The organism is Pseudomonas sp. SDO524_S393, from assembly GCF_054071875.1.
Genome location: NZ_JBSVVZ010000011.1, coordinates 39,274 through 64,858, shown reverse-complemented (window position 1 = coordinate 64,858; position 25,585 = coordinate 39,274). Strand labels below are relative to the sequence as shown.

General features: G+C 58.1%; 17 protein-coding genes and 1 tRNA gene. 12 read left to right on the top strand and 6 right to left on the bottom strand.

The window, feature by feature from the left end:
- Positions 1 to 4: 4 nt before the first annotated feature.
- A complete protein-coding gene (locus ACW9IB_RS07455) occupies positions 5 to 1,237 on the top strand; it encodes a CaiB/BaiF CoA transferase family protein (RefSeq protein WP_457413005.1) in 1,233 nt (410 codons plus the stop codon).
- Here the strand turns inward: ACW9IB_RS07455 and lldD are convergent.
- Entirely contained in the window at positions 1,234 to 2,364 is a 1,131-nt protein-coding gene (gene lldD / locus ACW9IB_RS07450; RefSeq protein ID WP_457413004.1) for an FMN-dependent L-lactate dehydrogenase LldD, read from the bottom strand. The two genes, ACW9IB_RS07455 and lldD, sit on opposite strands and share 4 nt — an antisense overlap.
- Before the next feature lie 101 nt (positions 2,365 to 2,465).
- Between lldD and ACW9IB_RS07445 the strand changes: the two genes are divergently transcribed.
- From ACW9IB_RS07445 to ACW9IB_RS07420, 6 genes are all read left to right on the top strand, one after another.
- The gene (locus tag ACW9IB_RS07445) at positions 2,466 to 3,356 is read left to right on the top strand and encodes a LysR family transcriptional regulator (protein WP_457413002.1); all 891 of its coding nucleotides are present in this window, start codon (positions 2,466 to 2,468) and stop codon (positions 3,354 to 3,356) included.
- A gap of 79 nt (positions 3,357 to 3,435) precedes the next feature.
- Positions 3,436 to 3,511 (top strand) — tRNA-Asn (locus tag ACW9IB_RS07440).
- A 238-nt stretch (positions 3,512 to 3,749) separates the two neighbouring features.
- Positions 3,750 to 5,471 carry a ShlB/FhaC/HecB family hemolysin secretion/activation protein gene (locus tag ACW9IB_RS07435; RefSeq protein WP_457413001.1) on the top strand — a complete coding sequence of 574 codons (1,722 nt, stop codon included), beginning with the start codon at positions 3,750 to 3,752 and terminating at the stop codon, positions 5,469 to 5,471.
- A gap of 33 nt (positions 5,472 to 5,504) precedes the next feature.
- Positions 5,505 to 12,593 (top strand): two-partner secretion domain-containing protein, encoded by a 7,089-nt coding sequence (locus tag ACW9IB_RS07430; protein ID WP_457413000.1) that lies wholly within the window; start codon positions 5,505 to 5,507, stop codon positions 12,591 to 12,593.
- Positions 12,594 to 12,854: 261 nt separating this feature from the next.
- Positions 12,855 to 13,121: a hypothetical protein gene (locus ACW9IB_RS07425; protein WP_457412999.1), complete on the top strand. Its 267-nt coding sequence runs from the start codon at positions 12,855 to 12,857 to the stop codon at positions 13,119 to 13,121.
- A 113-nt stretch (positions 13,122 to 13,234) separates the two neighbouring features.
- The gene (locus tag ACW9IB_RS07420) at positions 13,235 to 13,846 is read left to right on the top strand and encodes a hypothetical protein (protein ID WP_457412998.1); all 612 of its coding nucleotides are present in this window, start codon (positions 13,235 to 13,237) and stop codon (positions 13,844 to 13,846) included.
- 293 nt (positions 13,847 to 14,139) lie between these two features.
- Here ACW9IB_RS07420 and ACW9IB_RS07415 read toward each other — a convergent pair whose 3' ends face one another.
- From ACW9IB_RS07415 to ACW9IB_RS07405, 3 genes are read right to left on the bottom strand one after another with little or no spacing between them, the layout of a single operon-like run.
- Positions 14,140 to 15,246 carry an NAD(P)/FAD-dependent oxidoreductase gene (locus tag ACW9IB_RS07415; protein ID WP_457412996.1) on the bottom strand — a complete coding sequence of 369 codons (1,107 nt, stop codon included), beginning with the start codon at positions 15,244 to 15,246 and terminating at the stop codon, positions 14,140 to 14,142.
- A gap of 21 nt (positions 15,247 to 15,267) precedes the next feature.
- The gene (gene gabD, locus ACW9IB_RS07410) at positions 15,268 to 16,719 is read right to left on the bottom strand and encodes an NADP-dependent succinate-semialdehyde dehydrogenase (protein ID WP_457412995.1); all 1,452 of its coding nucleotides are present in this window, start codon (positions 16,717 to 16,719) and stop codon (positions 15,268 to 15,270) included.
- A gap of 44 nt (positions 16,720 to 16,763) precedes the next feature.
- A complete protein-coding gene (locus ACW9IB_RS07405) occupies positions 16,764 to 17,501 on the bottom strand; it encodes an SDR family NAD(P)-dependent oxidoreductase (RefSeq protein WP_457413030.1) in 738 nt (245 codons plus the stop codon).
- 280 nt (positions 17,502 to 17,781) lie between these two features.
- On the opposite strand from ACW9IB_RS07405, the gene ACW9IB_RS07400 reads away from it, so the two are divergent.
- From ACW9IB_RS07400 to ACW9IB_RS07385, 4 genes are read left to right on the top strand one after another with little or no spacing between them, the layout of a single operon-like run.
- Positions 17,782 to 18,873 (top strand): ABC transporter ATP-binding protein, encoded by a 1,092-nt coding sequence (locus ACW9IB_RS07400; RefSeq protein ID WP_457413029.1) that lies wholly within the window; start codon positions 17,782 to 17,784, stop codon positions 18,871 to 18,873.
- Between the two features lie 35 nt (positions 18,874 to 18,908).
- Positions 18,909 to 19,937, top strand: a complete 1,029-nt coding sequence (locus tag ACW9IB_RS07395) for an ABC transporter substrate-binding protein (protein ID WP_457412993.1) — start codon at positions 18,909 to 18,911, stop codon at positions 19,935 to 19,937.
- 60 nt (positions 19,938 to 19,997) lie between these two features.
- Positions 19,998 to 21,260, top strand: coding sequence for an ABC transporter permease (locus ACW9IB_RS07390; protein WP_457412991.1), 1,263 nt, complete (start codon positions 19,998 to 20,000; stop codon positions 21,258 to 21,260).
- Positions 21,257 to 22,093 (top strand): ABC transporter permease, encoded by an 837-nt coding sequence (locus ACW9IB_RS07385; protein WP_457366026.1) that lies wholly within the window; start codon positions 21,257 to 21,259, stop codon positions 22,091 to 22,093. Before ACW9IB_RS07390 ends, ACW9IB_RS07385 begins: the two co-directional genes overlap by 4 nt.
- Positions 22,094 to 22,277: 184 nt before the next feature.
- On the opposite strand, the gene ACW9IB_RS07380 is transcribed toward ACW9IB_RS07385, so the two are convergent.
- Entirely contained in the window at positions 22,278 to 23,648 is a 1,371-nt protein-coding gene (locus ACW9IB_RS07380) for an aspartate aminotransferase family protein (RefSeq protein WP_457412989.1), read from the bottom strand.
- A 160-nt stretch (positions 23,649 to 23,808) separates the two neighbouring features.
- Here ACW9IB_RS07380 and ACW9IB_RS07375 point away from each other — a divergent pair, with 160 nt between their 5' ends.
- Positions 23,809 to 24,474 (top strand): GntR family transcriptional regulator, encoded by a 666-nt coding sequence (locus ACW9IB_RS07375; protein ID WP_457365985.1) that lies wholly within the window; start codon positions 23,809 to 23,811, stop codon positions 24,472 to 24,474.
- A 99-nt stretch (positions 24,475 to 24,573) separates the two neighbouring features.
- Here the strand turns inward: ACW9IB_RS07375 and ACW9IB_RS07370 are convergent, their stop codons facing one another.
- Positions 24,574 to 25,524 (bottom strand): LysR family transcriptional regulator, encoded by a 951-nt coding sequence (locus tag ACW9IB_RS07370; protein WP_457412987.1) that lies wholly within the window; start codon positions 25,522 to 25,524, stop codon positions 24,574 to 24,576.
- Between the last annotated feature and the right edge of the window lie 61 nt (positions 25,525 to 25,585).

Genomic DNA, 25,585 nt, shown 5'->3' with positions numbered 1-25,585 from the left:
AACAATGGGTGCATTGACAGGTTTGCGGGTACTGGATTTAAGCCGTGTGTTGGCCGGCCCCTGGTGTGGCCAAGTGTTGGCCGACCTCGGTGCGGAAGTGGTCAAGATCGAGCGCCCTAAAAGCGGCGACGACACCCGTAGCTGGGGCCCGCCATGGATGAAGGCCGAGACCGGCGAATCGTCCGGCGAGGCTTCGTATTATCAGTCGACCAATCGCGGCAAATTATCCGTGGCCATCGACCTGGCCAGCCCCGAAGGCCAGGAATTGATCCGCGCGCTGGCGGCCAGCTCGGATGTCTTGATCGAGAACTATAAAGCCGGCTCCCTGGCTCGCTACGGCCTGGACTACGCGACCTTGGCCGAGATCAATCCGCGTCTGGTGTATTGCTCCATCACCGGCTTCGGTCAGACCGGCCCGCGTGCCGAAGAGCCGGGTTACGACTTCATTATCCAGGGCATCGGCGGCCTGATGAGCATCACCGGCGAGCGCGATGATTTGCCGGGCGGCGGTCCGCAAAAAGTCGGCGTGGCGTTTTCCGACCTGATGACCGGCCTGTATTCCACCGTGGCGATCCAGGCTGCGCTGCTCAGTCGGGAGCGTACCGGCGTCGGTCAGCATATCGATATGGCGTTGCTGGATGTGCAGGTCGCGACCCTGGCCAACCAGAGCATGAACTACCTGGCCTCGGGTAAGGTGCCGCAGCGGTATGGCAATGCCCACGCCAACATCGTGCCTTACCAGGTGTTCCGCGCGGCCGACCGCGATTTCATCATCGCCTGCGGCAACGACAGTCAATTCATTGCGCTGTGCCAGAGCATCGGCCTGCCGCACTTGCCGGAAGACCCGCGCTTTCGGCGCAATGCCGACCGTGTGGCCCATCGCGAAGAAATCGTTGCGTTGCTGTCGGCGCACTTCCTGGAACGCAGTGCCGATGAATGGGTGGCATGCATTCACGCCTCGAAAGTGCCGGTGGGGGCGATCAACTCCATCGCTCAATCCCTGGAAGAGCCCCAGGTGATTGCGCGAAACCTGATGGTGAAAATCCCCCACCCGAAGAACCCGGATTTCGCCATGGTCGGCAGCCCGATCAAGATGTCCGGCACTCCGGTGGAATATGTGCGGCCCGCGCCCATGCTGGGGCAACACACCGACGCTATTCTCGGTGAGCGGTTGGGCTTGTCGCTGGAGCAACTGGCCCAACTCAAGGCGCGCGGGATCGTCGAGCAGCAGGGTTAGACCAGGGTACTGCGGTCGATCTGTTCGATGGCCGTGACCCCGGTGAGGGTCATAGCCACGCGCATTTCCTGGGCGAAGATCTCCAGCATGTTCTCCACACCGGCCTGGCCCTCGGCGGCCAGCGCGTAGACGGTCGCGCGTCCCAGCAGGCACGCCTTGGCACCGAGAGCGAGCATGCGCACCACGTCCAGCCCGGAACGGATGCCGGAGTCGACCAGCACCGTGAGGTCATCGCCCACCGCATCGGCAATCGGCGGCAGGGCTTTGGCGGTGGACAGCACGCCGTCCAACTGGCGGCCGCCATGGTTGGAGACCACGATGCCGTCGGCGCCGAAACTCACGGCATCCTTGGCGTCCTGCGGATCAAGGATGCCTTTGATGATCATCGGGCCTTTCCAGAAGTCACGGATCCACTCCAGGTCTTTCCAACTGATGGACGGGTCGAAGTTGTTCGCCAACCAACCGACGTAATCCTCCAGGGTGGTGGCTTTGCCCAGGTACTTGGAGATGTTGCCCAGGTCATGGGGGCGACCGAGGATGCCGACGTTGAAAGCCCAGTCCGGCTTGGTGGTGGCTTGCAGGATGCGCCGTGACGCCGCAAAGGGGCCGGACATGCCCGAGTGTGCATCCCGGTAGCGCGCGCCGGGGGTGGGCATGTCGACGGTGAACACCAGCGTGGTCACGCCGGCGGCCTGCGCGCGCTCCAGGGCGTTGCGCATGAAGCCGCGATCCTTCAGCACGTAGAGCTGGAACCAGATCGATTGCGGGCTTTGCGACGCCACTTCTTCAATCGAACACACCGACACGGTCGACAGGCAGAACGGAATGCCCTTGGCCGCCGCCGCCTTGGCCGCCTGTACCTCACCACGCCGCGCATACATGCCGGTAAGGCCCACGGGACTGAGGATGATCGGCAGCGCCTGTTCCTGGCCGAACAGCGTGGTCTTCAGGCTGAGGCTGTCGACGTTGCGCAGGATGCGCTGGCGCAGGCTGATCTGCGAGAGGTCGGCGCTGTTGGCGCGCAAGGTGTGTTCGGCGTAGGCGCCGCCGTCGATGTAGTCGAACAGAAAACGCGGCAATTTGCGCCGGGCGGCTTCACGGTAGTCGGATGCGGACGAGATGATCATAAGCGTTGTCTCCACGGGTCAAGGTGGGCTCACGATAGGTAAAGTTGTGTCATGATAAAAACAACTTTTATCGCTACATCCAAGTCGAAAAAGGAATACGGATGAACCTGAGAACACTGCGTGCCTTTGTCGAAGTGGTGCGCCAGGGTGGGTTTTCCCAGGCGGCCGAGGTGGTCTCGCTCACCCAGTCCACGGTCAGCAAGGCGGTCAAGACCCTGGAAGACGAACTGGGCACGCCGTTGCTCAATCGTCTGGGCCACAAGAACGAACTTACCGCTGCCGGCGAAATTGCCTACCGTCGCGCACTGGTGCTGCTGGCCGAGCGCACCGACCTGATTGCCGAGATCAACGACCTGCGTGGCCTCAAGCGCGGCCAGTTGCGCATCGGCCTGCCGCCGGTGGGGTGTGGCGTGTTGTTCGCGGCGATGTTCGCCACTTACCGCAGCCGCTATCCCGACATCGATATCGAACTCACCGAACACGGCAGCAAAAAACTGCGTGAATGCCTGGAAGCGGGGGAAGTCGACCTGGCGGCGCTGTTATTGCCGGTGGACGAAGGATTCGACTACCAGCCGGTGCGCAACGAACCGCTGATGGTGGTATTGCCGGTGAGCCATCCGCTGGCGCGGCGCAAGCGCATCGATTTCACCGGGTTGGCGGACACGCCGTTCATCTTGTTCGAGGCAGGCTTCGCGCTGAACGCCAAGATCCTCGCGGCCTGCGAACGCAAAGGCGTGACCCCGCGCGTGACGGCACGCAGCGGGCAGATCGACTTTATTGTCGACCTGGTATCGGCAGGGCTGGGCGTTGCGTTCTTGCCGCGCATGCTGGCGCACAAGCATCAGCACCCCGGCATTGCCTTGATTCCCCTGGACGAACCCCACACCGACTGGCACATCGCCCTGGCCTGGCGCGCCAGCGCCCACCTGCCACCCGCCGCCCGCGCCTGGCTGGATTTGGCCAAGGAAATGGCCAGCCCGCCGCAGGGGTAGGGACCGACCATCCGGATAATCCACCGAACGTTCAGGTTGCGCTTGACTTGTCCTTTTTAATCAGTAACATACGGCGCATTCCGCGATAGCTCAGTTGGTAGAGCAAATGACTGTTAATCATTGGGTCCCTGGTTCGAGTCCAGGTCGTGGAGCCAGATAGCGACATAAAGAGAAGCCTGCAGCGATGCAGGCTTTTTTTTGCCTTGGATTTTTCCAGGGGGATCAAAGCGCGCAGCGTGACCCGCTGAAACCGGCTCTAATCCTGCGACTCACCGTTAACCACTGCTCAATACAAGGCTGAAACAAATTTGTACATTTTGTTGACGCCATCAAAACGCCACCCTAAGATCGCCGCCCATTAATGGCACGGTGCCATCTAGAGGGATCTGAAAAATGTGGCGTTGTGTACGTCGGACCAGGCTGTGCCTGCTGTCCGCTTTTTTTTGCCTGGGCATTACCGGTCTGGGCCACGCCGCGCCTGCGCAGAACGCACCGGGCATCACCGACCTGATTCGCGACCGCCAGGACCGTCTGCTCGAAGAGCAACAGCGCCGCCTCGAAGAACTCAAGGATCTGCCCGGTAAAACCGCTGCCCCCGCCACGCCAACGGCGCCAGCCGACACCCGTTGCTTCCCCATCAAAACCATCGAGCTCACTGGCGCCGACGCACTGTCTGAAGGCGAGCGTACCAGCCTGCTCAAGCCCTATATGGGCCAGTGCCTGGGCGTGCCGCAGCTCAATGAATTGCTCAAGGTCATCACCGACCTCTATATCGAGAAGGGCCTGGTCACCAGCCGCGCTTACTTGCCGCAGCAGGACCTGTCCAGCGGCCACCTCAAGGTACTGGTGGTGGAGGGCAAGCTGGAAGGGCTGAAAGGCGCGGAGGGCAGTGGCATCACTGATCGCCAATTGGCCATGAGTTTTCCGGGCAAACCGGGTGACTTGCTCAACCTGCGGGAAATCGAGCAGATGGTCGACCAGTTGAACCGTTTGCCGTCGAACCAGGCGCAGATGGAACTGACGCCAGGCAACGCGGTGGGCGGCAGTGAAGTGCTGGTCAAAAACACCCCGCAAAAACCCTGGCGCGTCGGGTTGTCACGGCATAACGGCGGCCAGCGCAGCACCGGCAAACAGCAGTGGGGCGCGAGCCTGGACTGGGACAACCCGCTGGGCCTGGCCGACCAACTGTCCCTGCGCGGCGGCCATGATGCGGTCAGCGATCACCAGAAAACCTCGCGCAATTCGATGCTCAATTACAGCCTGCCGTTTGGCTGGTGGAACCTCACTTACAGCTACAGCGAGTCCGAGTACCGCTCCCTGGCCCAGGCCAGCGGGTTCAACTTCAAGCAGTCCGGCGACAGCCAGAACCACCAGTTGCGCCTGGAGCGGGTAATCCACCGCGACTCGCTGAGCAAGACCTCCCTCAGCACCGGCGTGGCCTACCTGCGCACCAATAACTTTATTGAAGACAGCAAGCTCGCCCTGAGCAGCAACCGTCTCAGCGAAGCGCAGTTCGGCATCAACCATGGACGACGCATTGGCGGTTCTTTCGTCAACATCGACCTGGGCATGCAAGATGGCATCGGCGCGTTCGACGCCCAGGCCAATCACAACCCACGACCGGGCCAGCCGGATGCGCGCTACCGTAAATACACCGCGACGCTGAGCTACCTGTACCCGTTCAAGCTATGGGGCGAGTCATTCAGCTTCAGCAGCCTGATGACCGGCCAGCGCAGCGAAGACGTGCTGTTCAGCCCACAGCGCATGAGCCTCGGCGGGCAGTCGTCGATTCGTGGTTACAAGGACCAGACACTCAGTGGCGACAGCGGCGGCTACTGGCGCAACGATCTGCGCTGGAGCCGTCCGGTGACCTGGGCCTGGGCGCAGACGGTGTTCAGCGAGTACGGCACCAGCCTCGGTTACGACCAGGGCGTGATCAGCCATGGCCGCTACAACGCCGAGCAACATGGGCGCATGAGCAGCAACTCGCTCGACCTGTTCGCCCGTGGCCAGAACGTCGCCGCTACCGTGACCTTCGCACACTCTCTGGAACGACCGGGGCCGATCACCGAGCGTGAAGCACCGATCTATTTCCGCCTGGATTTCTTCCTTTAAATTTTTACCGCCTTCTGGGCATCGAGACATCACATGGACGTTCGCCAGTTCGCCTTCCTCGCGCGCCAACCTTCTGCAGCCCTGAAAAACCGCTCCAACTTCCTCGGGTTGCCCAAGCGCGGGTTGGCATTGGTGCTGGCCAACGCCCTGTTCTGGCAGCCGTTGCTGGCCCAGGCGGACGGTATTGTGGTCAGCGCACCCGGCACCGGTTTGGGCCAGGCGGCGAATGGCGTGCCCATCGTCAATATCGCTGCGCCGAATGGCAGCGGGCTGTCGCATAACCAGTTCAAGGATTACAACGTTGGCGCCAACGGCGTCATCCTCAATAACTCGACGAACCGCACCGAGTCCACGCAACTGGGCGGGATCATTCTCGGCAACAGTAACTTCAACGGTCGCGCCGCCAGCACCATCCTCAACGAAGTCAACGGCGGCAGCCCGAGCCAGTTGCGCGGCTATACCGAAGTGGCGGGGCAGTCGGCCCATGTGATCGTGGCCAACCCCTACGGCATCACCTGCAACGGCTGCGGGTTCATCAACACGCCACAGGCGACGCTGACCACCGGTAAAGCGGTGATTGAAAACGGCCAAGTCGGGCGCTATCAAGTCGATCAAGGCAGCGTCTCCATCGAAGGCGCCGGACTTAACGCCAACAATATCGACCGATTCGAAATCATCACCCGCTCGGCCAAACTCAATGCCGAGATCCAGGCCAAGAACCTGACGATCATCGCCGGCGCCAACGACGTCGATGCCAAGACCCTGAAAACTACGGCACGTGCCGCTGACCCGGCGACCGCACCGCAACTGGCCATCGATTCCTCGGCCCTCGGCGGCATGTACGCGGGGACTATCAAACTGGTGGGTACCGAAGCCGGCGTAGGGGTGAAGCTCGACGGCAAGATGGTTGCCAGCGGTGGCGATATTCAGCTCGACGCCAATGGGCAACTAAGCCTGGTGCAGGCCACGGCGGCTGACGCGGTGGTGATCAAGGCACAGAGCCTGGACGCTCGTGAAGCCATCTACGCAGGTACCCATGTCGACGCGACGACTCAGGACGCACTGATCAATCGCCGTTCCATCGCAGCCCGAGACGGCATCATGCTGGCCAGCAACGGCCAGCTCACCAACCTGGGCTTGATCGAGGCCGGGGTCGCCCCCGACAACAGTCGCAATCAGACCGGCGATGTAACGCTCACCGCCAGGCACATCGATAACCGTGGTCAGAGTGTTATCGCCAGCCGTGACCTCAACGTAACTGCCACCGAGGCCCTCGACAACCGGGCGGGCACGCTATCGGCCAACGCCCGCCTGACGCTTGGCGCGCAGGATCTGGACAACCGTGGCGGCACGTTGACGGGGCAGGGGGCGATCAAGACCACCCTCGGCGGCACGCTCGATAACCGAGAAAAAGGCACGCTCGCCAGCGGCGGGGAGCAAACGCTGAACGCTGCGGTGGTGAAAAACACTGATGGCGTCATCAGTAGCCAGGACACGCTCGGCCTGGATGTCGCCAGCCTCGACAACAGCAACGGCAAGCTCAGCGCCACAGGTGCACTGACCCTGAGCGGCACCGCCGTCGATAACACCAAGGGCCGAATCACCAGTCAGGGAGACATCCTCGCCACAGCCAAAACGTTCAGCCAGCAAGCCGGCAAGTTGATCAGCCAGGGCCGGCTCACGCTGGTAGCCGACACCCTCGATAACAGCAGTGACGGCTACATCGCGTCCGCCAATGCCATGAGCCTTACGGCCCACCAGCAATTGATCAACACCGGCAAAGGCATCATCAGCACCCAGCAGGGTCTGACGATCAGCGGCGGTGCGGTGGACAACACCACCGGCAGCCTGCTCAGCCAGAGCGGCATCACTGCAACCTTGAGCGAGGAATTGAACAACCAGGATGGCAGCATCATCACTCAGACCGATGACGTGAACATCGATGCCAAGGCCGTCGATAACCGTGGCGGCGTTTTGGCGAGTGTCGCGGGCAAGCTCAAGACCACCCTGGCGACAGTGTTGGATAACGGCAAGTCGCTCAGTACGCCCGGAGAGGCGGGGCTGATTCAGGCTCAGTCGCTCGACCTCGGTGCCCAGCAGGCCGTGCTCAACAACGGCGGCCAAGTGTCTGCCCTGAATGGCGATGCCCTGATCACCAGCGCCACCCTCGACAACCAGGGCGGCGCCTTGCTGGCCAAGCAACAGCTGGTGGTACGCGCTTACGACCTCAACAACACCCAAGGCCGCGCGGCCGGCGACGCCATCGATTTCGGCCTGACCGGCGCACTGAACAACCAGTCGGGCCTGGTCGAGGGCAGCAGCGGTTTGCTGATCGACGCCGCCTCCATCAACAACCAGAACGGCAAGTTGCGTTCCCTGGGCCAACAAGGCACCGCCAGCGTGGCCAGTGCGCAGTTGCTGGATAACCAGAGCGGCATGATCGAAGCTGCTAACCATGACGTCTCGTTGCGCATGGCCAGCTTCAATAATACGGGGGGCAACATCCAGCACGTCGGCACCGGGACCTTTGGCGTCGATCTGGCGAAGTTCAGCAACATCGGCGGCAGCATTGCCACTGCCGGCACACTGACCATCGATGCGGCCAAGTGGGACAACAGCACCGACGTTCAGGCCGATGTACTGAACGTCACCGTAGGCCAGTTCAACCAGGCCGCTACCGGCAAGCTTGCCGCCAGCCAGCGTTTCACCGGTCAGGGCGACACCTGGACCAATGCCGGGCGCATCACCAGTGGCGGGGCGTTCTCCCTGACCGCGACCAACGTCATCAACACCGGTACCCTCGGCGGTGCCGGCAAGGTGGATCTGAACGCCGAAGCCGTGCGCAATGACCACGGCCTGATCTTCAGCGGCACTGACATGGCGCTGCGCTTCAAGAACCTGACCAATTACTACGCCGATATCTACAGCCTGGGCGGCCTGAGCATGATGGCGCGCGACGGCGTGGCACGCAGTGCGTCGTTGGAAAACATCTCCAGCCATATTGAAGCCACCAACGACGTGCTGGTGCGCAGCGACAGCGTCATCAACCGCAAGGACGTATTCAGCACCGTCGACGAGGCGGTGTCGGGCTATCTCAGCGTGACCTGTTACGACTGCGGCGGGGACCACCACAACGTCGACTACGTGGCGCACGAAGTTTCCAAAAGTGTAGTGGTGACCGATTCGGCCAGTTCCTCGATCCAGAGTGGCGCCAAATTGACCATTGACGGGTCCAGCGTGCTCAACAAATACAGCACCATGGCTTCGGCCGCGGATCTGCTGATCACCGCCGACAACTTCGCCAACATCGGCGCTACCACCGGCACCAGTACACGCACGCGCACCTGGAACACCGGGCGTATTACCGACGGTACGGACGAGCGCTTTCGTGCGAACTGGATCTATCCCTACAATGCACAACCCAACCCCAAGGTATTACCGGTAGGTGCGCTCAATTCCTTCAGCCTGGTAGGTGATACCACCACTGTGACTCCGGGTACGCCCATTGCCTCGGTGATTCAAGCGGGCGGCAATGTAAGCATCCAGGCTAGCCAGCAGCTGGAAAACAGCAGCATCGTGCAGTTCACGCCGCCGGCTCCCGTCACCGACAAGGGCGGCGCCACTGCGGTGAACAAGCCCGCCGTGGTCGTGCTGAACCCACAACTGCCACCGGACCTGGCACAGCAACAAGTCAATCCGACCACACTGCCGGGCTTCACATTGCCGAGCGGTACGAACGGCTTGTTCCACGTAGTCGACAGCGCCGCTGCTGCCAAAAACAGCCAGGACCTGAGCAAGGCCAGCATCCAGGGCTCGGATGCCAGCCGAGTGATCGTCGGTCCCAAATACCTGGTGGAAACCAACTCGGCCTTCACCGACCTCAAGCAATTCATGAGCTCGGACTACCTGCTCGGCCATCTCGGCTATGACCCGGAAACCAGCTGGAAACGCCTGGGAGACGGCCTCTACGAGCAACGCCTGGTCCAGCAAGCCGTCACTGCCCGTACGGGCCAGCGCTTTATCGATGGCCAGACCACCGATGAGGGCATGTTCAAGTACCTGATGAACAACGCCATCGCCAGCAAGGAACAACTCAACCTGGCCGTCGGCGTGACCCTCACGCCACAACAAGTCGCCGCACTGACCCACGACATCGTCTGGATGGAAGACCAGGTGGTCAATGGCGAGCACGTGCTGGTGCCCGTGTTGTACATGGCCCAGGCGAACAACCGCCTGACGGCGGATGGTGCGTTGATCCAGGGCAAGGATGTGACGCTGATCGCCGGCGCCGACCTGAAGAACGCCGGGACCTTGCGCGCCAGTGACAGCCTGTCGGTGGCAGCGGGAAATAACCTGGTGAACACCCGTCTGGCCGAGGCAGGAGAAAAGCTCAAGCTGGTTGCGGGCAAGGACCTGGTGAACATGCAGGGCGGCATCCTCAAGGGTAAGGATGTCGAACTGAGTACGCTCACGGGGGATATCCGCAATGATCGAACCATCACCACGGTTGAGAACAGTGGAAAAGGGTTCAGCTCAAAGACGGCTGTCGTCGATAGCGCTGCGCGGGTAGAAGCCGGGCGCGATCTGACGATGCACGCGGGTGGTGACCTACTCAACGTAGGCGGCGCCATTACTGCTGGAAACAATGCAGACCTGAGCGCAGGCAAGGATGTTGTTATCGCGGCGGCTCGCGAAGAGACCGGGTCGATGCGCCAGGATAAGCGGCATTTCTGGGAGCAAAGCCAGACGGTTCAGCATGCCAGTGAGGTCAGGGTCGGTGGGGATTTGGAAATCGCCGCCACGAAAGATTTGGCGATCGTTGCTAGCAATGTAACAGCCGAAGGCGATATCAATCTTTCGGGCAACGACGTGAGCTTACTTGCCGCAGCCAATGAAGCATCGAGTGAATACCGTTACAAACGCAGCGGGAAAAAAGTTAGCCAGGAAGAGGATCATGTCAAACAACAGTCCACAACGATAAATGCGGGCGGTGACGTCAATGTCACTGCGCGTAATGATCTGTCGATGGTGTCGAGCAAGCTAATCGCTGGGCAGGAAGCCTATCTGGTCGCGACAAACAAGCTAAATCTGCTTGCAGAGCAGGACCGCGATCATTCCCTCTACGATATGAAAAAGAAAGGGAGCTGGGGAAGCAACGCGGCGAAGCGCGACGAAATAACGCAAAACACGAACGTAGGTAGTGAAATTAAGACCGGCGGCGATCTTACGCTCAAGAGCGGTGGCGATCAGCACTATCAAGTGGCAACACTGAATAGCGGTAAAGACCTGACGTTGGATAGTGGTGGTCGCATCGTATTTGAAGGCGTGAAGGATTTACACGATGAAAGCCACACCAAGAGTAAAGGTGACTTGGCTTGGTACAAGATGAAGGGCGAGGGGAGAACAGATGAAACTCTTCGACAAAGCGCTCTTATTGCTCAAGGCAAGCTTGTCATCAAAGCTGCCGAAGGCATTCGCATTGACATTAAACAAGTTGATCAACAGAGCGTAAGTCAGACTATCGATGCGATGGTCCAGGCCGACCCAAGTCTCGCTTGGATGAAGCAGGCGGAGGCCCGCGGCGACATAGATTGGCGTCAGGTCAAAGAAATCCACGATAGCTTCAAGTACGAGTCTTCTGGGTTGGGTGCAGGTGCAAAGATTGCCATCGCAATCTTGATGTCCTTCATCCTCGGCCCAGCAGGTTTCGGGTTACAGGGCGCCAACTTGGCCGTGGCGACAAGCCTGAGTACTACGGCAGTCACAAGTACCATTGATAACAAGGGAAATCTTGGGTTAGCAGTGAAGGAAACGTTCAGCGCGGGTAGCCTGAAAAATGCGGCAATTGCGGGCTTCACTGCTGGGATGCTGGATTACGCCAACGACAATTGGTTTGCGGCCGCTGATAAGGCCGGCACAGTTGCACAAGGTGTCCAGCCTTCTACAGGTTCCGCACTGAGCACGACTAATAGCTCCCAGGACATTTTCCATTGGAGTAGCGCGACTGACGCAGCTACCAGGGTAGTTGGGCGAGCACTGATTACCAGCGGAATCTCGACGGCCATAGGTGGTGGTAGTTTTGGCAGCAATTTCAATGCTGCCTTGCTCGGGGAGGCTGGGAATATGGCTATGGCCACCGGCTTCAATTGGGTCGGCGACACCATTACTTTCCCAAATGGAAGTGTTCAGAAAATTGCTGCTCACGCGATCATGGGCGGTCTACTGGCAGAGCTGACTGGAAGCGATTTTAAAACGGGAGCCGCAGCGGCAGGGCTAAACGAAGCCTTGATCAACGGAATGGCGGCCATAGCCGGAAAAAATAAAGAGTTGCAGTTGGTGCTTTCTCAGCTTACCGGCCTGGTGGGAGCGGCCGCTGTCGGGGGGGATCTCAATGCAGGCTCGGTGATTGCTCAGAAGGCGACAACGTTTAACTATCTTTATCACGAAGAAGTCAAAGAAATGCTTCGGGAGATTGAAAGCAAACAAACTGAGGCTGAGAAGCAGGAGGTAAAAGATCGCTATAATGCGCTGAGTGCGAAGAGAGATGCCGAGCTGGATGAGCTTTGTATCAGATCTCCCGACCAATGCCGGGCAATTTCTATTCAGCTTGCCGAAGACTATCAAAAGTCCGTAGATTTGATCTCAAAGCTACGACACGAGGGAAATCCTGCCGCAGGAACAGTAGCTTGGTTTATAGATGTAAATTTTGCATCTACTGCCACTATCGGCGCGATAATCAAATCAAAGGGAGGTGGGCCGTTAACGCTTTTGGCTGCTGAGGCGGTTAAAGCTGGTGTTTTCATCGTACCCGGCAGGCGTCCGGGTGCTACGAAGGAAGGGAGTACTTCTCCTGAACCAGAAATACTCAATGTCAAATTAAGAGTCACGAAAAATCAAACCCGCTTAGGTGGTGAGCCAGGGGAGCCGGGTATTACCATTACCTACAAAGACGGCACCTCATTTGACATGACCAGGACGCGCGTGAAAGAGACGGAGCCGAATCCGTATGTCGAAGGCGGCATTCGCCCTGTGAAATTCGAAAAGGCAATTGACAATTCTGGGAAAAAACGGGCACCTACTCAGCAGGAACTAGAATGGTTTAATAATATAAAATGGGATTGATTTTATGATTGATTCAATATTGGGGGCGCGCGTTGTGGTGCTCGAAGATAGTGTGTATGGCCCATACATAATAGTGTCCGGCTTTGAGGATAGTAGCATTCTCGAAGATTTGTTGGATGATAAGTACCACATACCATATTGGATAAAAAGGCCAGCACCTCTTTTGAGTCTGGGCGGTAACGAGTACTACTTTGGCTGGGTTGTGGATACAGTAAAGCTTCAAAAAATACTTGATTCAATAGGTTAGGTGGGTAGGATTTTATGTTTGATAGAAAATCCGATCGTCATGTAGTGGTAAGTATTGATGAGGTTTATGGACCTTATTTTGAGATTTTTTCGGAAGTTGAGCCACTTTGGTTGGAGGAAATTCTTCAGGGAAAATTTTATCTGCCTTACTGGGTTGTTAAGAGAAAGGCTGATGACGCCTTTACTATACTTGGCTACTATTTTGGTGCGGCTGCTGATCCGGAGAAATTGCAGCGGATATTAGATGTAATTGATTTTGAAGCATATGGTAATGCGAAGTGACGGATTTTATGTAAATATCCAATTGTTTTCTCAAGGGTTGAATAGAGATATTTGCTGAATGAGAAAGTTTGATGCGGTTTGACTTTGTTTGGCTAACTCGCCCAGGGGGACTAATGGTTAAGTATTTTGTTTTTCTTGCTGTTTTGCTTTCAGCTCTTTCGGGGTGCACGAATACTGTAGGTATTGACCTGAAGAAGCTGGATTCGTCTAACACCGCTATAGCCCGCTCGTTCGAACAAGCTATCAAGATTGCTCCGTCAACGCCTTTGCCTGTGAACCGTGGCTTATTTCCGGAGCGGTGGAGCGTCGGAGTAACGGACCCACGACTGGAAATTGAGCAACCGCTTGGTAATTACCGGGTTTTTGATTTCAAATTACGCAAGGGGCAAGCCTACGTCATCAATGTTGTTTCAATGTGCAATAACATGTGTTTCGGGTTTTCGAAAACAATACTGAAACCGCGCGTGGCGGTGGTTGATGGGCAGGGTAGTGTGGTTGCAGACCACCTCGCCGGGCGTAATCCGTTGGTGATCGAATGGTCCGGCGTTGCTCCAGCCGACGGCAGGTATTTTCTGATTGTGGCTGCGGATAATCAGTCGCCAGGCGCGACGGTATTGACCGTGAACGCCCCTGTACCTGGATATACCGGAATGGCAGTGCCGGTGGGTATGGCGAGTGCCCCGTTCGGCAAGGTCATAGCCTATGTGGAGTTTCCTGATGGCTGAGATTTTTTAAAGTAACGCCGCAATCGTCGTTTAAGCCTTCGACCCCGGCGCGTTTTATCTCCCACAGCGAAGCCTCAGACCCGACACGAGGCTACGAGCCGCGATAGTCGAGAAAACTGAAGCCCCGGTTCATTGCAAGCAGCGAGGGTGGAGTTCAAACACTCAACGGATTGTGCGTTCAATGTGTTGATCGCGACGATGTCTTCGTTGAGTAACTCGATCACTGATCGCTGCTGTTCGATAGCCGGTCGGCGACAGCCACGCGTAGGTGCTGTCGTACCTGAAAGCGGTGGCTAGGGTTGAATGAGCGCTCTGGTTTGCCTGGCGATTGCAAGGCACGAGGTCAGGCCCGGGGATTCGATGCCGAAGAGGTTGATCAACCCGGGGATGCCATGCTCCTGTTCACTGCTGATGAGGAAGTCGCGGGCCGGCTCGCCGGGTGCCGAGATTTTTGGGCGAATACCACTGTACCCCGGCTGCAAGCTGTTATCCGGCAGCCCGGGCCAGTAGCTGCGAATGGCTGAGTAGAAACTGTCCGCGCGGCCGGGGAGTACATCATAACGCTCGGTTTCGACCCATTCGGTATCTGGACCGAAACGGGCTTGCCCACCCAGGTCTACCGTCATGTGTACACCGAGGCCGGCAGCTTCGGGCGCGGGATAGATGAGATGGGTGAAAGGCACGCGTTTGGAGCAACTGAAGTAACTGCCTTTGCACAGGTAGTCCTGAGGCACTGTTTGTTGCGGCAAGCCTTCCATACGCCTCGCCAAAGCCGGCGCCTGCAACCCGGCGGCATTGATCAGCAAGCGGCAGGACAGGGACATCGGCGCTGCGCCTCCAACATGCAAAAGGAAACCTGCGGCGGTCACTTCCGCACTGAGTAGCGGCGAGAAAAACGCGATGCTGGTTCCGGCTGCTTCGGCATCTCCCTGCAGTGCCAACATCAGTGCATGCGAGTCCACGATGCCGGTTGAGGGCGAATACAACGCGGCGACGCACTCAAGCTCCGGCTCAAGAGCCAGTGCCTGCTCGCGATTCAGCAGTTGCAAATCATCTACGCCATTGGCCTGCCCACGCTCGAGCAAAGCCTCAAGCTGACGAATTTGTTCTGCGTCTTTGGCGACGATCAGTTTTCCGGTCCTGCGTGTACTGACACCGTGGCTTTCGCAGTAGGCATACAGCGCATGCCTGCCTTCCACACACAATCGGGCTTTGAGGCTTCCCGGCGGGTAGTAGATACCCGCGTGGATGACTTCGGAGTTGCGCGAGCTTGTGCCGATACCAATGGCTTCCCCGGCTTCAATGACCAGCACCTCATGACCTGCCAGCGCCATTTCGCGTGCGACGGCAAGGCCGACCACTCCCGCACCTACGACAACGCAATCGATATCGACACTCACTGTTGCGACTCCTTTCAGTCGTTAGATGCCGCCGAGGCAGAGGTATTTGATTTCTAGGTAGTCTTCGATGCCGTACTTGGAGCCTTCACGCCCCAGCCCCGACGACTTCACGCCACCGAACGGTGCCGTTTCCGTAGAGATGATCCCGGTATTGATTCCGATAATGCCGTACTCAAGCGCTTCGGCCACACGGAACACGCGGGAAAGGTCCCGGGCGAAGAAATACGCGGCCAGACCAAACTCGGTATCGTTGGCTTGCGCAATCACATCCGCCTCGTCGCTGAAGCGGAACAACGGCGCCAATGGACCAAAGGTTTCTTCGCGGGCGACCAGGGCGTTCTTGGGGACATCCACAAGGATGGTCGGTTCGAAGTAAGTCCCGCCGAGCGCATGAGGTTGACCCCCCGTAATGACGCGCGCGCCTTTACTGAGGGCGTCGGCGATGTGCTCCTGAACTTTGAGCACGGCGTTCTCGTCGATCAGCGGCCCCGTGGTGATGCCTTCGTCAAGGCCATTGCCCAAACGCAGTGCGGCGACGGCTGCCTGCAATTTATCGGCGAATTCGTCGTAGACGCTGTCATGGATATACAGGCGGTTGGCACAGACGCATGTCTGCCCGGCGTTGCGGTATTTGGAGGTCAGGGCACCGGCGACCGCTGCATCCAGGTCGGCGTCTGCGAAGACGATAAAAGGTGAGTTGCCGCCGAGCTCAAGCGATACTTTTTTGATGTCCTTCGCGCATTCGGCCATCAATTGGCGGCCGATTTCCGTCGAGCCGGTGAACGACAGTTTGCGGATGGTCGGGTTACTGGTCAGTTCCGCGCCGATCTGCGCAGCGGAGCCGGTGACCACGCTGAGAACGCCTGCAGGAATACCGGCACGCGCAGCGAGTTCTGCCAGCGCAAGGGCTGAAAACGGCGTCTGGCTGGCCGGTTTGATCACCATGGTACAACCGGCAGCCAAGGCCGGCCCGACCTTGCGGGTAATCATCGCGCAGGGGAAGTTCCACGGTGTAATGGCCGCGGTCACTCCGATGGGTTGCTTGATGACCAGCAAGCGTTTGTCTGGCTGATGACCGGGAATGATGTCTCCGTAAACGCGCTTGCCCTCTTCGGCGAACCATTCGATGAAAGACGCCGCGTAGGCGATTTCTCCTTTCGCTTCAGCCAGCGGTTTGCCCTGTTCAAGCGTCATCAAGCGGGCGAGATCATCCTGGTTCGCCATGATCAACTCGAACCAGCGACGTAATACAGTCGAACGGTCCTTGGCCGTCAAGGCACGCCAGGCCGGCAAGGCTTTCTCGGCTGCCTCGATGGCACGCCGGGTTTCGTCGGCCCCCATTTTAGGCACGCTTCCCAGGATCTCGCCCGTTGCCGGATTATTGACCTTGATGGTTTGCCCGTTGTCCGCTTCGCTCCAGACGCCGGCGATATAGGCTTGTTGGCGGAACAGACGGCTATCTCGCAAATTCATACAGAACTCCAGTTGATGAAGAGGGGAGGACGATGGCGGACGATTCAGACGTGCTGACCGCCGTTGACTTCGATTTCGGCACCATTGATGTAGGAAGCACCGTTGGTGCAGAGGAAATAAATGAGCGACGCCACTTCCTCGGGCTTACCGAGTCGATGCATTGGAATATCGCGTTCGACGATGACTTCGGTGCCAGGGGAAAGAATGGATGTTTCAATCTCACCCGGCGCTATCGCATTGACCCTGATGCCATGCTGGCCATAGTCATAAGCCATTTCCCGAGTCAGGGCTGACAAGGCGGCTTTCGACGTCGCGTAAGCCACGCCTGCGAAGGGGTGCACCCTGGAACCGGCAATGGAGGTGACATTGATGATGGTGCCTTGCGCCGCTTTCAGTTCCGCAAACAGGCCGCGGGCAAGCAATGCGGTAGAGAACAGATTGACGTTGAACACCTGCATCCACGTCGCATAGTCGGTTTCCAGCACACCCAGTCGGCCGCCAGACGGTCCTTTCGGGCTGATACCCGCGTTATCGACAAGGGCGTGAAGTTTGCCGTCACCGAGCTTTTCCTTGATCAGTTCGATACCGGCTTCGAGGCTTCCAATATCTTCCAGGTCAAGGTGAACGTGATTTTCCTGACCGTCTGCCCACGGGCATTCAGCGCCCCAACTTTGGCGAGAGGCGGTGAATACCCGCCAGCCCGCCGCGTTGAAGTATTTGACGGTGGCATGCCCGATGCCTCGACTGGCACCCGTCAGCAGCAGCGTTTTTTTCTCGCTCATCAACAGACCCTCGATACGCAATAGTTTTGATGCTTGATGCATCATGTTTTTAAAAGCTGACGCTGTCAATTTATTCTTCTGCCTGCCGCGTCGTTCTGATGCATCCCTCCCGTTGGGTCCTCGAATGCCTCTCTTGTTCGCTGAGCGTGAGGAGGCTGGCACATATTATGCTGTGATTTTGAAGTATAAAACATGATGCATCATGATCGAAGGTGTGATTAAAATGAAACCGCGCAAACCCGAGCTCCAACTTCAAAACAACAAAAAAGCAGGTGAAGCCATGAAGACTGCCTCCCCTTATGTCCGCTTCCGAGGCGTGCAGAAGAGCTACGACGGCGAACAGTTGGTGGTAAAAAAACTCGACCTGGACATCCAGCGCGGTGAATTCCTCACGTTGCTTGGCCCCTCGGGGTCGGGAAAAACCACAAGCCTGATGATGCTGGCAGGTTTTGAAACGCCGACAGAGGGCGAGATTCTGCTCGACGGCCAACCACTGCACACGGTGGCGCCGCACAAGCGCGGGATTGGAATGGTTTTCCAGAATTACGCGCTATTCCCCCACATGACCGTTGCACGGAACCTGGCGTTTCCGCTGAAGGTGAGGCGCCTTGGCAATGCCGATATCGAACTGAAGGTCAAGCGTGCACTCGACATGGTCCAGCTAGGCCATTTGGCCGAACGCTATCCGGCCCAGCTTTCCGGTGGACAACAACAGCGGATCGCCCTGGCCCGTGCGTTGGTGTTCGAACCCAGCCTGGTGCTGATGGACGAACCTCTGGGCGCTCTGGACAAACAGTTGCGTGAGCAGATGCAGCTGGAGATCCGTCGTCTGCATCGACAGTTGGGTTTGACGGTGGTGTTCGTCACCCATGATCAGGCAGAGGCATTGACGCTGTCCGATCGGGTTGCGGTGTTCAACGATGGCGTCATCCAGCAAATCGATACGCCGAAAGCGCTGTACGAGCACCCCGGCAATTCTTTCGTCGCGCATTTCATCGGCGAAAACAACGCGCTGCCTGGCACCATCATTTCCGTCTCTGGAACGCAGTGCCGGGTTCGCCTGGCCGACGGCTCAGAAGTGGGCGCCCGCTCTGCTACGGGCTTGCCAGTGGGCGCCGCGACGTCGCTCTCCATTCGGCCAGAGCGTGTGGGCCTCGACAAAACGTCTTCCAATAGCCTCCCCGGGCGCATCGAGGAACTGATTTATCTGGGCGATCACGTTCGGGTCAGGCTTAACGTCGCGGGCCAAAACGCATTCACCGCCAAAATCCCCATCGCCGAAATGCAGGACGATTGGTCTACCGGTATTTCGATCCCTGTCAGTTGGTTCAGTCACGACGCAAGTGCGCTTGATCCGTTGGTCGTTCATTAAAACATTGCCCAAAAACACTGCAGAGGAGCGTTTCCATGTTCAAGAAAATAGCAGCATTGGTACTGATGACAGGCGTTATGAGCCAGGTACAGGCTCAGCAACTGACAGTGGTGTCCTTCGGTGGGCTCAACAAGCAGGCCCAGGAGAAGGCGTTCTATCAGCCTTTTTCCAAAGCCAGCAAGACCGACATCGAAGCTGGCGAGTTCAATGGCGAAATGGCCAAGATCAAAGCCATGGTTGAAACCGGCCAGGTCGGTTGGGATGTCGTCGAAGTCGAGAGCCCTGAGTTGGTGCGCGGTTGCAGCGAAGGGCTCTTCGAACCGCTGGATTGGTCCAAAGTGGGTGACAAAAAACAGTTCGTGGATTCGGCGGTCAACGAGTGCGGCGCCGGGATTTTCATCTGGTCTACGGTGTTGGCCTACGATTCGAAAAAACTGGCAAAGGCCCCCACCGGTTGGGCGGACTTCTGGGACGTGAAAACTTACCCGGGAAAGCGTGCCTTGCGCAAAACCGCGAAGTTCACGCTGGAAATCGCCCTGCTTGCCGATGGCGTCTCACCCGGCCAGCTCTACAACGTTTTGGGTACCCCGGAAGGGGTGGATCGCGCATTCAAGAAGCTGGACCAGATCAAGTCCAGCATTCAGTGGTGGGAGGCCGGTGCGCAGCCGATGCAATGGTTGGTTTCGGGGGATGTGGTGATGACGTCCGCCTACAACGGGCGAGTGACGGCTGCACAGAAAGAAGGCCATCCTTTCTCGATTGTGTGGAATGGCAGTCTCTACGATCTGGACAGCTGGGCCATCGTCAAGGGTTCGAAAAACAAGGCGTTGGCCGAGCAGTTTATTGCCTTCGCCAGCCGCCCTGAAAATCAGAAAGTGTTTGCCGAGACCATTCCCTATGGCCCTACAAACACGTCAGCCATCGCGCAGATTGATCCAAAGGTACGCCCTGATTTGCCAACGGCGCCGGAGAACCTCAAAGGTGCTCGCGGTGTGGACACGGAGTTCTGGATCGAGCACGGCGAAGAGTTGGAGCAACGATTCAACGCCTGGGCGGCGAATTAACCCGTATCTACCGGCTTCAGTTTTCCTGAAGCCGGTTCAGCCATATCTCTGGAGACCAGCATGTCAGAAGTCAGCCTGACGGCTATCGATCACTCAACTGAAAAGGCCTCCTCGCTCAAGCAGCGCTTGCTGCTTGCAGAAGGTGCGTACCGCAAGCGTTCAATGCTATTGATCGCCCCCTTGCTGCTGTTTCTACTGATCAGCTTCGTTTTTCCCATTGGCAATATTCTCTGGAGGAGCCTGGACAATCCGGAAGTCGGCAACGCACTGCCGAACACACTTGAGGCATTGCAAAACTGGGATGGAAAGGAGCGGCCGGAAGAAAAAGTCTATGTGGCCTTGGTCAATGATTTATCCGTCGCCAAAAACCAGGGGCAGATTCCGGGCTTGATCAAGCGATTGGGTTATGAGGATGGTCGCTTCCGGACACTGCTCTCATTGACGGTGCGCAAGCTGCCCGATCCCGGTGTTGAATCGGTGAGTCGCGTGTTGATTTCCCAATCGACGATGTGGGCGGCTCCCAGCACATGGCGCAGTATTCAACGGGCAGGGCGCCCGGTAACGGCCCTCTACTTGCTGGCGGCATTTGATCGTCAGGTCGACGCTGAAACCGGCGCTATCGTTGAGCTGCCCAAAGGGCAGGCGCTTTACCTGTCCGTGCTGCTGCGCACCTTGTGGATGGCCGGCATCGTCACGCTGTTTTGTGTGTTGCTGGGTTATCCGGTGGCGTATTGGCTGGCCAGACAGCCGAGCGGCCGCGCCAACCTGTTGCTGATCATGGTGCTGCTGCCGTTCTGGACCTCGTTGCTGGTACGAACTGCGGGCTGGATCGTGCTGTTGCAGAATGGTGGGTTGATCAACAATTCGCTGATCGGCCTCGGTTTGATTGAGCAACCCTTACAACTGGTATTCAACCGGGTCGGTGTTTACATCTCGATGACCCACATTCTGTTGCCGTTCGTCATTTTGCCGCTTTACGCGGTCATGAAAGGCATCTCGCCCAACTATGTCCGTGCTGCGATTTCACTGGGTGCGCATCCATTCAGAGCGTTCTGGACGGTCTACGTGCCACAGACCTTTGCGGGGGTGACTGCCGGTGCGTTACTGGTGTTCATCATGGCCATCGGTTACTACATCACGCCTGCATTGCTGGGTGGTCCGGGCGATCAGATGCTCAGCTATTTCGTAGCCTTCTACACCAATACCACGATCAACTGGGGCATGGCGGCAGCCCTGGGCAGCCAGTTGCTGGTCATCGTTCTGTTGCTCTATTGGGTGTATTCACGCGTCACCCGTCCAGCCAACCCCGCCCAACGTGCATGAGGTGTTTAATGAACCATCATTCCACATGGATTGAGCGCCTCTGGGCGCCGGTCTTCAGCGTATTCAGTTTGGGCATGCTGATTTTTCTGGTGGTGCCGATCCTTGTGATCGTGCCCCTGTCATTCAATGAAGGCTCCTTCCTCAGCTATCCGTTGAGCGGGGTTTCTTTGCGCTGGTATCAGGAGTTTCTTGGCTCACAGGAGTGGATGCGCGCATTGCGCAACAGCCTGGTCATCGCGCCGGCGGCGACATTGCTGGCGACCGCGCTGGGAACACTGGCGGCGGTCGGGCTTTCGCGTGGGGAGTTTCGTGGCAAGGGATTGATCATGGCGATTTTAATATCGCCGATGATTGCGCCTGTGGTGATCATCGCAGTGGCACTGTATTTCTTTTTTGCCCGCCTGAATTTACTCAACAGTTACCTGGGATTGGTGCTGGCACATGCCGCGCTGGGTGTTCCGTTTGTGGTGATAACGGTTGTAGCGACGTTGCAGGGTTACGATCGCAACTTCTCACGCGCGGCCGCAAGCCTGGGCGCACCGCCGTTCATGACGTTTCGCAAGGTGATGCTGCCGCTGATCGCCCCCGGCGTGATCAGCGGCGCCTTGTTCGCATTCGCCACGTCCTTCGATGAGGTGGTGGTCACGCTGTTCCTGGCCAGCCCCGCACAACGCACCTTGCCGATGCAGATGTTCGGTGGGATTCGCGAGAACCTCAACCCGACGATCGCCGCCGCAGCGACCTTGATGGTGGCGGCTTCCGCAGTGCTTCTGCTGTTAATGGAGTGGTTGCGTCGACGCAATGAACGCCTGCGCACCAGTAGCGTTCTCTGACCCCATCAAGCAAGCGGACGATTCCGGCGTCGACCTTGCCGACGCCAAAATGTCGATGAACCCGTTCGGCGAAATCGCGGTGGCTTCCACCGCCCCACCAACAAGCCCTGAACTTAAGAGTCCGGTCTAACCGGTCCGCCTACAAAAAAGCCCGACCTGGTGGTCGGGCTTTTTAGCTTCTGTGTTAACCCTTGACCCATCGGCTAGTGTCATCCAGGGCCATCCCAAAGCGGTCCAGGAGCGACTGTACTTCGACTTCCGAAATGATAAGGGGAGGGCAGAAGGCAATCGCATCGCCCATGTTTCGGGTGATCATGCCGTGTTCCTGTGCGCGTCCAGCGAGGAAGCGGCCAAGCGTCCCGGTTGCCTCAAGAGGCGTCTTGGTGGCGCGATCGGCAACCAACTCGACGGCGGCAATCAAACCTGCGCCACGCACTTCACCCACTAACGGATGATCACTGAACTGCTGCAACCCGCGACGCAGCACTTCGCCCATGTGCGCTGCGCGGGCGACCAGGTCTTCTTCATCAATGATTTTCAGGTTTTCCAATGCAACCGCCGCCGCGACCGGGTGACCTCCGCCGGTAAAGCCATGACCCAGCGCGCCGAAGCTTTTGGTCTGATCGGCAATGCCTTCGTAAATCCGCTCATTGATCAGGATGGCTGAAATGGGTTGGTAGGACGAAGACAGCTGTTTGGACAAAATCATGATGTCCGGCTCAATGCCGTAGGTCTGGCTGCCGAACATCTGCCCGGTACGGCCAAAGCCGCAAATCACCTCGTCCGCAACAATCAGAATGTCGTGCTTGCGACACACCTTCTGGATCTTTTCCCAGTAAGTACGTGGCGGCACAATCACACCGCCCGCGCCCATCAGAGGCTCGCCGACAAAGGCGGCAATGGTATGTGCGCCTTCATGCACGATCAAAGCATCGAGTTCGGCGGCCAGGCGATCAGCAAATTGCTCTTCGGTTTCGCCCGGCAATGCGTTGCGATAATGATGCGGGTTGCCTGCATGCAGAAAACCGGGCAGTGGCACATCGAAGCCTCGTTGGTTGGCTGGCAGCCCAGTGAGGCTGGCGCTGGCCAATGTGATCCCGTGATAACCACCGATTCGGCTGATGAATTTTTTTCGAGCGGTCTTGCCTTGGGCGTTGTTGAGGTACCAGACCAGCTTGATAACCGTGTCGTTGGCCTCGGACCCCGAGTTGGTGAAAAACACCTTGCTCATCGGCACAGGGGCCATGCTGATCAGTTTCTCCGCGAGCTGAATGCTGGGCGAATGAGATTTGTGCCCGAACAGGTGATAGAACGGCAACGTCGACATCTGCTTTTCGGCGGCGGCAACCAGACGTTTATTGCTGAACCCCAACGCCGCGCTCCACAGGCCCGCCATGGCTTCGATGTAAGGCTTGCCGTCTTCGTCAAAAACGAACACCCCTTCACCCCTTTCTATGATCAGAGGTCCGGCCTCCTGGTGGGCCCTGGCATTGGTGTAGGGGTGCAGGTGGTGGCGGATGTCTTTCTGGGCTAACTCAGAGCGTGTCTTGTTCATGGTCTTCTCGCGGGTTGGGGGGAATGACACATGAATCTTAATGCATGATGCATCATGTTGTGTAGCTGGTTTTTTTCTTGTAAAACCGCGATGATGCAGCCTGCTGTGGCCAGGATCTCCAAAACCTGCCCAATAGAGCCTTCCCTCACTCGGATCTGATATGAGCTATCCAATTGGCGAAATAAAACACGCGTATTTAGGCACCAGCGTTTATTCATCGCTGCGCGAAGCCTTGGTCAGCGGCAAGCTCAAGCCAGACGACAAACTTCGGATTCGGGATTTGGCCACCCAGCTGGGCACAAGCGTCACGCCTGTTCGCGACGCCATTTTGCAACTCGCCAAAGAGCAGGCGCTGGTCATGCGGACCCCTAAAGACATCCGGGTGCCCTCGTTGACTCGCAAGCAATACCTGGAAATTCGCTCGGTGCGCCTGGCCCTGGAGGGGCTTGCCGCGGAGTCGGCTGCGCAAATCGTCACGGATGAAGACTTGCAGCGGATCGAAGACAACATCCGCGCGAACCTTGATGCAATCCACAGGGAAGACATGGCCGAGGCCCTGAAGCTCAACCAGAGCTTTCATTTCTTTTTTGCTGAAATCGCTCAAATGCCGCTGTTGCGCGGGTTCCTCGACAGCCTGTGGATGCGCACCGGCCCGTTACTTGCACTCGCTTATGACCACTTCTCGGAGCGTGTCGCCATCGAGCATCACTGGGAAGTCTTGAATGCGTTGAAGAATCGAGACGGTGCTGCCGCCAGGCAGGCCATCTGCACGGACATCCTTGATGGCAACGAGATGATGCTTGAGTTTATCGACTCGCAAGCTTGATCCGCTGGAGCATGTTCTTGAGGCCAGTCTATCGAGCGCTGCTGAGCCTCCCGGGTGCGCCGGACTAAACGTTGACGAGAAACCACTGACATCCCGACGCTATCCCGGTCGCCCAGGATGCGCTTGATCTGAGGCGCCATGCCGCCAACTCGGCTCCACCCCCCGAACAACCTCACCCACCCAATCGACAAAAGCGCGAACGGTGGGTGAAAGATGACGGTTCTTGGGATAAATGACCGACAGCGGCACAGACGGCGCATGAAACTGCGTGAGGACCGGCACCAGTCTTCCGCTCAGCAGGTGGTCGCGCACCATGTAGCTGCCCGGGCGTATCAGGCCCAGGCCTTCAAGGCCGCAGGTCACATAGGCGTCGGTGTCGTTGACGATGAGACGTTCCTGCATCCTGACGCAGCGCTCTTCGTCGTCCACCACGAATTTCCATTCCAGGGTGCGGGCCGTACGGCTGGACAGATAGCCCACCGCGTGATGCTCCGCCAAGTCGTCCAGTGACGTCGGCGTGCCGTGGCGGCTCAGGTATTCGGGCGAGGCGCATGCGACCCAATCGAAGCCTCCAATCCGCTTGGCCACCAAGGTGGTCGAATCTTCCGGCGTACCGGCGCGGATCACGCAATCAATGCCTTCCTGAACCAGTTCCACCGTGCGATCGGACATCGTCAAGGTGAGTTCGACCTCGGGGAACCGGGCCTGGAAATCCTTGATGGATGGCAGCACCACAAGGCGCGCGAGTGACAGGGTCATGTCGACGCGCAGGCGACCGCGCGGTTGGCCTGCCGAACCTGGGAAGCTGGATTCCACCGCCTCGATGTCGGCCAGCAGGCGCCTGCAATGGTCGTAGTACAGCGTGCCTTCCGGCGTCAGGCTGATGTGGCGGGTGGTGCGTCGCAACAAACTCGCGCCCAAAAACGCTTCCAGTTCCTTCACGGCTCTGGTGACTCGGGAAGGCGGCAGCGCCAGGCTTTCCGCTGCACGGGTGAAGCTGTGCATTTCTACGACGCGGGCAAAAATGCGCATTGATTGAAGGCGATCCACTGTAACGCTCCGCGTTCGAATTTATTGCAAAACAGGCAATAGCTGCCGCGTATTCATGCTG